12 protein-coding genes and 1 tRNA gene are annotated in these 8,857 nt (G+C 46.2%); 6 read left to right on the forward strand and 7 right to left on the reverse strand.

Annotated features, from left to right (window positions below; all coding sequences use genetic code 11):
- Positions 1-150: 150 nt before the first annotated feature.
- The 3 genes from QUB04_RS18975 to QUB04_RS18985 form a co-directional block, all read right to left on the reverse strand.
- Positions 151-966 carry an inositol monophosphatase family protein gene (locus tag QUB04_RS18975; protein ID WP_333286688.1) on the reverse strand — a complete coding sequence of 272 codons (816 nt, stop codon included), beginning with the start codon at positions 964-966 and terminating at the stop codon, positions 151-153.
- A gap of 287 nt (positions 967-1,253) precedes the next feature.
- Positions 1,254-1,769, reverse strand: coding sequence for a thermonuclease family protein (locus QUB04_RS18980; protein ID WP_333143238.1), 516 nt, complete (start codon positions 1,767-1,769; stop codon positions 1,254-1,256).
- Positions 1,770-1,803: 34 nt separating this feature from the next.
- Entirely contained in the window at positions 1,804-2,172 is a 369-nt protein-coding gene (locus QUB04_RS18985; RefSeq protein WP_333282553.1) for a 2Fe-2S iron-sulfur cluster-binding protein, read from the reverse strand.
- 214 nt (positions 2,173-2,386) lie between these two features.
- On the opposite strand from QUB04_RS18985, the gene QUB04_RS18990 reads away from it, so the two are divergent.
- A tRNA-Ser gene (locus QUB04_RS18990) sits at positions 2,387-2,471 on the forward strand.
- 247 nt (positions 2,472-2,718) lie between these two features.
- Here the strand turns inward: QUB04_RS18990 and QUB04_RS18995 are convergent.
- From QUB04_RS18995 to QUB04_RS19010, 4 genes are all read right to left on the reverse strand, one after another.
- A complete protein-coding gene (locus QUB04_RS18995) occupies positions 2,719-3,114 on the reverse strand; it encodes a transcriptional regulator (protein WP_333104604.1) in 396 nt (131 codons plus the stop codon).
- Complete coding sequence (locus tag QUB04_RS19000) at positions 3,098-3,397, reverse strand: type II toxin-antitoxin system HigB family toxin (protein WP_265239314.1); 300 nt, start codon at positions 3,395-3,397, stop codon at positions 3,098-3,100. The genes QUB04_RS18995 and QUB04_RS19000 overlap by 17 nt, the downstream gene beginning before the upstream one ends.
- 89 nt (positions 3,398-3,486) lie before the next feature.
- Complete coding sequence (locus tag QUB04_RS19005; RefSeq protein ID WP_333286690.1) at positions 3,487-3,864, reverse strand: HEAT repeat domain-containing protein; 378 nt, start codon at positions 3,862-3,864, stop codon at positions 3,487-3,489.
- An 82-nt stretch (positions 3,865-3,946) separates the two neighbouring features.
- Positions 3,947-4,756 (reverse strand): pentapeptide repeat-containing protein, encoded by an 810-nt coding sequence (locus QUB04_RS19010; protein ID WP_333286691.1) that lies wholly within the window; start codon positions 4,754-4,756, stop codon positions 3,947-3,949.
- A gap of 71 nt (positions 4,757-4,827) precedes the next feature.
- On the opposite strand from QUB04_RS19010, the gene QUB04_RS19015 reads away from it, so the two are divergent.
- The 5 genes from QUB04_RS19015 to QUB04_RS19035 all read left to right on the forward strand — a co-directional run.
- Entirely contained in the window at positions 4,828-5,730 is a 903-nt protein-coding gene (locus QUB04_RS19015; protein ID WP_333286693.1) for a phosphodiester glycosidase family protein, read from the forward strand.
- 445 nt (positions 5,731-6,175) lie between these two features.
- Complete coding sequence (locus tag QUB04_RS19020; protein WP_333286695.1) at positions 6,176-6,754, forward strand: HEAT repeat domain-containing protein; 579 nt, start codon at positions 6,176-6,178, stop codon at positions 6,752-6,754.
- Between the two features lie 75 nt (positions 6,755-6,829).
- Positions 6,830-8,044 carry a transposase gene (locus tag QUB04_RS19025; protein ID WP_333286696.1) on the forward strand — a complete coding sequence of 405 codons (1,215 nt, stop codon included), beginning with the start codon at positions 6,830-6,832 and terminating at the stop codon, positions 8,042-8,044.
- Positions 8,045-8,167: 123 nt separating this feature from the next.
- Entirely contained in the window at positions 8,168-8,317 is a 150-nt protein-coding gene (locus QUB04_RS19030; protein ID WP_333286785.1) for a hypothetical protein, read from the forward strand.
- A 60-nt stretch (positions 8,318-8,377) separates the two neighbouring features.
- Positions 8,378-8,857: ribbon-helix-helix protein, CopG family (locus tag QUB04_RS19035; protein WP_333286698.1), on the forward strand; the 480-nt coding region annotated here is incomplete at its 3' end.

Below are 8,857 nucleotides of genomic sequence, written 5' to 3' on the forward strand. Positions count from 1 at the left end.
TTCAGTTATACTAACCAGTTGGTTAGGCTAACCTTCCCTGAGTATTGCTACCCATTTGGGTTAAACGAATCGCACTCACTATTCTTTAATGTAGCTTGAGTCAAGGGGTTCTGACCCCCGTACTACCCCCGATCTCTTGCTGCAGGTAGATTACCCCCAGGAAGATAACGGAGGAACTGCTAGCAGTGCGCCACTGAGTTCGGCGTGTATTTTGCCGTTTGTGGCCAAAATCCGACCCGAGTTCATCTCAAAGGCACTGCCGTCATAAGCTGTAATTTGACCTCCGGCTTCGGAGACGATGACTACACCTGCTGCTACGTCCCAAGGGGCGAGTCCCCGTTCCCAGTATCCGTCCGATCGCCCCATCGCCAGGTGTGCGAGGTCTAGGGATGCGGAACCGCTGCGCCGCACGCCTTGGGTGAGGTGGGTGAGGTGACAGAATTCGGCATAATTATTGTCTGCTGTTTCCCGCCGATCGTATGCAAAGCCAGTGACTAGCAAGCTGGTTCTCAATTCTGGGATTTGGGAAACTTCGATCGGCGATCGGTTGCAGGTTGCTCCCAATCCTTTGCCTGCCCGAAACAATTCATTATGAAAAGGGTCGTAAATTACTCCAATTTGTGGTATACCGTCGATTAAAAGTCCGATCGACACGGCCCAAAAAGGATATTGGTGAGCATAATTTGTTGTGCCGTCCAAAGGGTCGATCGCCCACAGGTATTTGCTGCTAGCATCCCCTAATTTGCCGGATTCTTCGGCGAGGATGGCGTGGTCGGGTACGTGGCGGCCGAGAATTTCTAAGATGACGGCTTCTGAGGCTTTGTCGGCTTCTGTGACTAAATCGCCCGATCGGCCTTTTTCTTGAATTTTTTCTAATTTTCCGCAGAAAGATTTCAGGACGGAACCGGCGGCTAGGGCTGCTTCGGTGGCTATTTCTAAGAAGTTTTGCAGTTGATTGTCAGTCATTTGTTAGTTGTCAGTTGTTAGTTGTCAGTTGTCAGTTGTCAGTTGTTAGTTGTTAGTTGTTAGTTGTTAGATCGTGTTTTGTGAATCTCCCACAATCAAACAGGTTTGTAGTAAAGACTGAAGTCATTATTTTCGTAGATTTTAGAGCTGAGGACTTCACTCCTCACTACAAACCTTATGAACGAATAAGCAATCACCAATGACTCCCACAAATAACCAATGCCCAATGCCCAATGCCCAATGCCCAATTCCCCATTCCCAATGCCCAATTCCCCATTCCCAACTGACTATTTCCGATTTTGCTGGCGAAATTCTGCGGGAGTTTGGCGCAAAGCTCGTTCTGGATTCCACAGGCCTTTACCCATGAGTCTCGCCCATTCTTGAGCGTTCACGAGTCGCTGCTGGTATTTGGTGTTGGGCGATCGCGCTGAGGCCAGGGCATAACCTTCTTTGACTAGCAGTTCGTTGAGCAAAATTTTATCTTGCCACAAGTAGGCTAGTTTGCGATCGAACCGATCTTTCTCTTCGATGTCTGATTCTAACAATACCTGTTTTCCCCCAGTTAGCTGTTCTAGTCTTTGTTTGGCTGCTTCTCCCCAAGGCTGCTGTTTTAAATCCGGCGCATCAATACCAATCAGCCTGATTTGTTCTAATAAGGCTATTTTGTCGGCTGTACTGATAACTTCGATTGTTTGGCCGCTGATGGCCCTTTCTACTTTGGCGATCGTACCTTGGGGCATTTCGGGTTTTTGGCAGCTAGCTAACAACAGACAAAGGGCGATCGCACATAATCGATAAAGCATGGATAATTGGTAGTTGATTATTTATCAAATTGCCTTATTCTTCATCCAACGGCAAACCGGCTCTAACTTTACCTTTGCCGAAGTAACGACCGAACTGCAGTTCGTACACTTCGTCTTCGTCTTGCGTCTCTACCTCGATGTTGGAACGGGGATAGCTGACGCACAGCAGGGCATAACCCTCTTTTTGTAGTTCCACCGAAAGCCCCATTGCTTCTGGCTGGTGCAGTTCCCCCGACTTGACGCGCACCGCACAGGCTGTACAAGCGCCGTTGCGGCAGGAAAATGGCAATTCTACTCCTTGGTTTTCCGCGCTTTGCAGGATGTAGCGGTCTTCGGGTACTCGCACGGTGTGGCGATCGCCTGTCTGTCTGTTATGAATTTTAATTGTGTAAGAGTTAGTCATGGAATTTTAGATTTTAGATTTTAGATTTTAGATTGGGGTTTGGCGGGCAAACTCCTTTAGATGAAGGGGTTTGCGACACAGGGAGGAGAATCCAAGCCTGCCCGTTTGACACCCTACCCACATTAAACAGTAAATTTATGCCGTTACCCCTTCCCAAATCAGATTTGTTCTGCTAATATAGTTTAGCTGTGGCTAAATGAATGAATTTAGCCTTGGAGAGGTGGCCGAGCGGTTGAAGGCGCACGCCTGGAAAGTGTGTTTAGGGCAACTTAACGAGGGTTCGAATCCCTCCCTCTCCGTTAAACAAGCTGTTTAGGCAAAAAAAACAGCTTGCCAAAAAAATCTCTGATCTGAGATAAATACTTTGATTATTAGCGAGATCCCTTGAATTCTTTTAGAAAAATCAAGGGATCTCGCTTTTCTAGGGTCAGATGCCTCTGGCATGGGCATCGGGCATCGGGCATGGGTAATAGTTAGTGGTTACTGGTTAGTAGTTTTTCTAATCACAAATAACCAATCCCCTATTCCCAATGCCCAATTTCCAAATTAAATGAACAAGCTAGGTGAGATTTTAAAATAATCGCCTAGTGCCTTAGCTTGTGCCTTGCTAATCGCTCTTTTCCCATTCACAACCTCAGACACCACACCGCTCGATCCAATGATACCTACCAAGTCCGCTTGACGGGTGCCACTGGATTCCATGATGTGTTGCAAAATCTCATGAGGCTCCGATTCGATCGGATAATTTTCTGTCTCATAAACTTCAATGAGCGTTACTAACAACTTGTATAAAACTCTCTCCTCTGGAGTGAGGTTTTTAGCGAAGGTTAGCCGTTCTGCCACTGCCAGGAAGCGATTGTATTCCTCTTCGGTTTCGATCGCCTTGGGAGCAATTTCTGCAAGCAAGTTGCTATAAGTTGCTCGATCAAAAGTAAGTATCATTTTTCCATTTGTCTTTGTCGTATTCAGCATGGGTTAGGAAATATTTGTAGAAAATAGTTTGAGCCTCGTAGTTGATGCCGACAATCAGGCGATACTTGTTGCCTTTGATATTAAAGACGGTGAAGTTTCCTACTGCTTCGGCATCCCGGAACTCCTTGCGAACCTCCTCCAAATTCTGCCATTTTGCATTCTTGAATTTTTTATGCAAGGTATCAATTTCAGTTTTGACATCGGGATACTGGGCCGCATCATTACGGAGGTTGGAGATCGAGATTAGGTGCATGGGTTTTTGGTTGGTGTCTTTTTTTGTTTGGCATCGATTGCTTTGATCCTTGACTACTATGCTTATCCTCTCATTTTGAGAGGAAATTGTCAAGCCCGATCGAGTAAAAATTCTTTAACCCACTCCAAGTGGGTTTTGTTTGTGTAGGCGCGGTTGGAAACCGCAGGCTTTGTCTTTAATCCCACTCTTCCTCCCCCCACTTGATCCTCATCCTGTAAAAAAGCTTCTAGCAGCGTGGTTCGGGCGATCGCCTCGCAAATCAGAGTCAGCATTTTAGCAGAGGCTCTACGCACGACAGCGTTGGGGTGATGTGCTAGAGCTTCCAGCAAAAAAGGAGGTGCAGGTTTGCCAATTGAGCCGAGAGTTTCGGCTAAACTCAGCCTCCCCATTCCCTGCGAATCTCTCATACTTTCGACCATCTTTTTGAGCAGTTCGCTGTCGTTGCGATTGAAAGTTGCCAGGGCCATTTGCTCCCTCACCGTTTGCAGCAAAGCGTCGCTTTCTGCTGGCTCAATTGCTGTTTGAATATCAGTCGGGGAATTTGAGATTTTAAATTTTAGATTTTAGATTGAGGTAATTTATATCGAACTTAGCATCAGCGAGATTTGCCCCTCTGAAGGAAGTACCCTCAGCATTTCCAATCTCTCTAACAAGCGCCGAGAAAGACACAAACGCAAACCAAAGATACAGCAGCGACAGCAAACCGAAACAAATACCCCAAAACAGTTTGTGAGTGCTCAGAAAAGCGCTCGCCGTTGCACTGAACAAAAAAGCCGCTGCGTAAGTCGCCACACTTCCAGCCGATGCGATCGCCACCTGTGCAAATTGGCTACGAATCCGGGAATTCACAAAAAACATTAACACCCCGCCGATCGACATTCCAGCAAGAGCAGCCTGGGAATTATTATTAGTTGCAGTGCCAGCATAGAAAAATCCCAACAAAGCTCCTGATAGAATAGCAGAAATTGTTCGTGCCAATCTACCCGCTTTTGAGGTTTTTGGCTGTTTGCTGGCGATCGCCGAAGCGAAGCCAGCAGCGCTCAAAACCCCGTACAGCAACAGAACAAAAGGCCAACTGCCAGAGCCCGGTAATTGTCCTTGAGTTCCCAAAATTAGTCGAGTCAGAACATCGCCCACAAGCAAACAAATCGCGATCGCCCCAGCACTCAAAACAGCTATCTGTCGCCGAGAAAGCCCGATTTTCGCACCGACAAAATTCGCACCCGCTAACTGAGCATTTCTAAAATTGCAGCCTCGAACATCCGCACCGCTGAAATCAGCACCGTTAAGAACTTGTCCTTGGAACGATCGATTTCGTAAAATTTGATTGCTAAAATTATTGGAATCCGAATACTTCATATTAGTACAGGATGCTGGAAAATATATAAATCTGTCAGTGTTCCCGTCCCCCATCTCAAATCTAAAATGGTATGACTTATCGACCCACGATCAAACAAATTTGCCAGATTCTCGGTTTCGGAATATTGCTCGCACCAATACTACTCTACAACATTCCCTACTTTTTGCGCCCCCAACAAACAAACGAATCCCGATCGCTCTTTCAGGGAATAGCCTACCGCAGGGAATTTCGGACTAACCCGCGTCCCACCCTAATTCACATTGTTAGCATCGACCTAAAAGCGCCGGGAATAGGAATTTTTGTCACTCCCGGAAACCCAACACCCGATTTAACAGAAACCAATGCCCGCACCGCTACTGAATTCCTGAAAGAATTTAAATTGCAATTAGCAGTCAACGGCAATTTTTTTTATCCCTGCATCGAGCAAGCACCTTGGGATTACTATCCCCGCAGTGGCGATCGAGTAAATAATGTCGGACACGCCATTGCCAAAAGCCAAGCTTATTCTCAACCCGATCCAGGCTTTCCCGCCCTTTGTTTTGATGCCAAAAACCGCGCTCAAATAATCGCAAACGGCACTTGTCCTGCGGGAACAGCCTATGCAGTTGCCGGAGATACTTTGCTGGTAAAAAATGGCAAACCCGTAGCACAAAGTCAAAAAGAACGCACACAGGATAAACCATATCCCCGTGCAGTGGCGGCGATCGACAAAACAGGCGACAAGTTGTGGTTAATTCTGGCAGACGGCAAGCAGAGGCTTTACAGTGAAGGGCTGAAATTGAGCGAAATAACTGATATTTCGATGCAGTTGGGAGCCGAGACAGTGCTAAATTTAGATGGTGGCGGCTCGGTAACTTTTGCAGTAGCATCGCCGTCAGGAGCGAAACTGTTGAATGCTCCGATTCAGAATAAAATCCCCATGCAGGAACGTCCAATTGCCAATCACTTGGGATTTTATGCGCGGGAAAACTAGGGTTTTAAACTGCGCTTTTATCTCCGAAATTCGGGGTTGAAAAATGATTATATTCTGCACTGCGACCAAGCCGCTGCTTGGGATCATCTCATATTTGTAAAAACACTTATTATGGCTCCTTCCTTCTTCCTCCTTCTTTTTCTTTCCTCCTGACTCCTGACTCCTGACTCCTGGCTCCAATTTCTAGCGGAGGGCTGCTTTCATTGAGATGCTCCCCGCTGCTTGTAAAAAATCGGCTGTCAAAACATATTGAAAAAGATAAATAATGCCTCCGCATACTCAAATAAATCGGGTATTGATTGCCTTCATTACTAATACAAAAATTCGCTTAAATAACCACAAAATTTATTGTTCAGCAGTGAACTTTTTTTAAATCTGCCCAAAATCCGGGAATTTTTGCTAAGATTGTAAAGAAACGTAACAAAAATAAATATATAATTGGCTTATGGAAATTAGCGAAATCCAAGCAGCGCTGCAAAGTTCGGATTCTCAAGAGAGGCTGCGGGGGGTAACGGCTCTGAGAAAGTGCGATTCGGCGGTGGCGCTGCCGATGTTGCTGAGCAAAGTGGACGATCGCGAGTTTATGGTGCGATCGTTCGTGGCGATGGGATTGCGGCAGATTCAAACTGCGGAAGCTTTTGCGGCGCTGTTAAAAATGATGCAGTTCGATCGCGATCCGAACGTGCGCGCCGAAGCCGCTAACTCTTTGTCAAGGTTCGGAACCGAGGCAATTTCTCATTTAGTCGAAGCTTTTCGCCGCGATGACAATTGGCTCGTCCGCCGCAGCATTATGGCTCCGCTGTACGAAATGCAGTGTCCTGATGCAGTATTTGAAATTTGTGCGATCGGTCTTGGCGACGAAGATTTACCCGTTCAGGAAGCAGCAATTGACGGATTTGGTCTGCTGGCAAATACCCCGAAGCAAGAACAGGCATTGCAGCAATTATTACCTCTAGTAAGTTCGGATAACTGGGGAATTCGGCTGCGAGTTGCTCGCGCGCTGAGCAAATTTGACCAACAATAATGGGATGCAAGCCCCGTCCTTCTAGGACGGCTTTATTTATGGTAAGCTAGTTGCCGTAGGGTTTGTCCACGTCAAATGAGAGTTTTAGAGTTCAAAGCTAAAGGGAAAACAACTCAATACTCAGCAATAGATGAGGCGATTAGAACTGCTCAATTCGTCCGCAACAAATGTATCCGTTTTTGGATGGATAATCGCGGCGTAGGGCAAAAAGAGCTGTATCGCTACAACACCAAGCTGAGAGCTGAGTTTCCCTTTGTAAATACTTTGAACTCTCACGCTTGCCAAGTTGCTATTGAATGGGCATATTCCTCAATTGCTCGATTCTACGAAAATTGCAGGAAGTCTATTCCCGGAAAGAAGGGATATCCAAAATTTAAGAAGAATTGCCGCTCGGTAGAGTACAAAACTTCTGGCTGGAAGCTTTCCCCCGATAGACGCTCAATCAATTTCATTGATAAGAAGGGCATTGGTAAACTTAAACTTAAAGGGACGTGGGACTTACACTTCTACCAACTAGACCAAATAAAGCGGGTTAGGCTAGTGCGTCGTGCCGATGGCTACTACGTTCAGTTCTTGGTGAAAATCGAAACTGGAAAACTAGACATTGAGCCGACAGGTAGAATTGTTGGATTAGATGTAGGAATCAAGGAGTTCTACAGCGATAGCAATGGTCATACTGAGCCTAACCCTAAATTTTATCGAGCAGGCGAGAAGCGTCTAAAGTTTCGACAAAGACGTGTTTCTCGTAAAAGAAAAGGCTCTGCCAATCGTAAACGAGCCATTAATAGACTAGGACGAGTACACCTCAAAATAAGTAGGCAACGTGAAGAATATGCCAAGAGACTGGCACGTTGTGTAATCCAATCTAACGATTTGGTCGCCTATGAAGACTTGAGGATTAAGAACTTAGTCAAGAACCATTGTCTTGCCAAGTCTATTAATGATGCGGGTTGGTATCAGTTCAGGAAATGGTTAGAGTATTTCGGGGTTAAGTTTGGCAAGATAACCGTAGCGGTCAATCCTGCCTACACCTCTGAGGAATGCTCTAATTGCGGCACGTTAATCAAAAAATCCCTCTCTATGAGAACCCACACTTGCCAATGCGGCTTCGTCTTAGACCGGGATTGGAATGCTGCTATTAATATCCTGAAATTAGCCTTGAGTACGGTAGGGCATACCGGAACTTGGGTCATAGATCCGAACGCTTCGGGAGATTCGACCTCTACCTTGGTTGGAGTAATCCTGCTAGGGCAAGTTGGGTCTATGAACGAAGAATCCTCGTGCCTTTAGGCCCAGGAGTGTCAAAATCCTCAAGCTCGCGCTGCTGTGAGCTATTTGGCAAAAGATCGAGATCATCGGGTTGCAGGTGCGACTTTGGAAGCTTCGCTTTAAAACAACGGCTTACAAGCTCGACTGCGCTATCTGCGGTATCGTGCCGAAAAAACCCCGGCCCAGGGAATGTTCACGCGGTTCTGCCGGGAGGAATGGATCGAAGAATACATTCACGGCTTTTTGTTCAATTGGGAACGCAAGCTGGCACAATTGGTAAGTAACAAGAATTAATTTTAATACAAGCTTCAGCCACTATACTAATAAGTGTAGGTTGGCATGAGGAAAATGCCAATGGTCAAAAAAAATCGCAATGTAGTTAGTTCCAATTCAGACAGCAAAGTCAAAATCGGACTTTCGCTGACTTCTTCTAGTGCCGATCGATTGAACGTGATCGCTCGAAAGCTCGGAATATCAAGGTCGGAGCTCCTAGAACGCTTGGCACAAGGCAATCTGGATATTTCCAGCGACAAGACGGAAGTTAGTGTCACTTGGAAAAAAGGTGAAGAAACGCAGGTAGAAGCCGCCCACTTGCAAGGCGAAACAGCCGAAGAAAGCGAAATTAATGACGCTGTAACGGCAGAAACCCTATCGGACTCGGTGAGTGTAAAGCCAAATCCGCTGCAAGAAAGTTACGAAACTTTACAGAAGCAGTTGGCTGAACGCGAAAGTTCGATCGCATCTTTACAGCAGCAATTCGCTACCGAAAAGCAAAATCTCGAAAGCCAATTAGCCGAAACTGTAGCGAAGTCAAGTTACGAAAGTTTACAGCAG

Source organism: Microcoleus sp. D2_18a_B4 (genome assembly GCF_036702475.1).
Taxonomy (GTDB): domain Bacteria; phylum Cyanobacteriota; class Cyanobacteriia; order Cyanobacteriales; family Microcoleaceae; genus Microcoleus.

What these genes read in the sequence shown, in the direction of transcription:
- QUB04_RS18975 (WP_333286688.1), bottom strand. Translation starts at nt 966, where the DNA reads ATGACTGACAATCAACTGCAAAACTTCTTAGAAATAGCCACCGAAGCA.
- QUB04_RS18980 (WP_333143238.1), bottom strand. Translation starts at nt 1,769, where the DNA reads ATGCTTTATCGATTATGTGCGATCGCCCTTTGTCTGTTGTTAGCTAGC.
- QUB04_RS18985 (WP_333282553.1), bottom strand. Translation starts at nt 2,172, where the DNA reads ATGACTAACTCTTACACAATTAAAATTCATAACAGACAGACAGGCGAT.
- QUB04_RS18995 (WP_333104604.1), bottom strand. Translation starts at nt 3,114, where the DNA reads ATGATACTTACTTTTGATCGAGCAACTTATAGCAACTTGCTTGCAGAA.
- QUB04_RS19000 (WP_265239314.1), bottom strand. Translation starts at nt 3,397, where the DNA reads ATGCACCTAATCTCGATCTCCAACCTCCGTAATGATGCGGCCCAGTAT.
- QUB04_RS19005 (WP_333286690.1), bottom strand. Translation starts at nt 3,864, where the DNA reads ATGGCCCTGGCAACTTTCAATCGCAACGACAGCGAACTGCTCAAAAAG.
- QUB04_RS19010 (WP_333286691.1), bottom strand. Translation starts at nt 4,756, where the DNA reads ATGAAGTATTCGGATTCCAATAATTTTAGCAATCAAATTTTACGAAAT.
- QUB04_RS19015 (WP_333286693.1), top strand. Translation starts at nt 4,828, where the DNA reads ATGACTTATCGACCCACGATCAAACAAATTTGCCAGATTCTCGGTTTC.
- QUB04_RS19020 (WP_333286695.1), top strand. Translation starts at nt 6,176, where the DNA reads ATGGAAATTAGCGAAATCCAAGCAGCGCTGCAAAGTTCGGATTCTCAA.
- QUB04_RS19025 (WP_333286696.1), top strand. Translation starts at nt 6,830, where the DNA reads ATGAGAGTTTTAGAGTTCAAAGCTAAAGGGAAAACAACTCAATACTCA.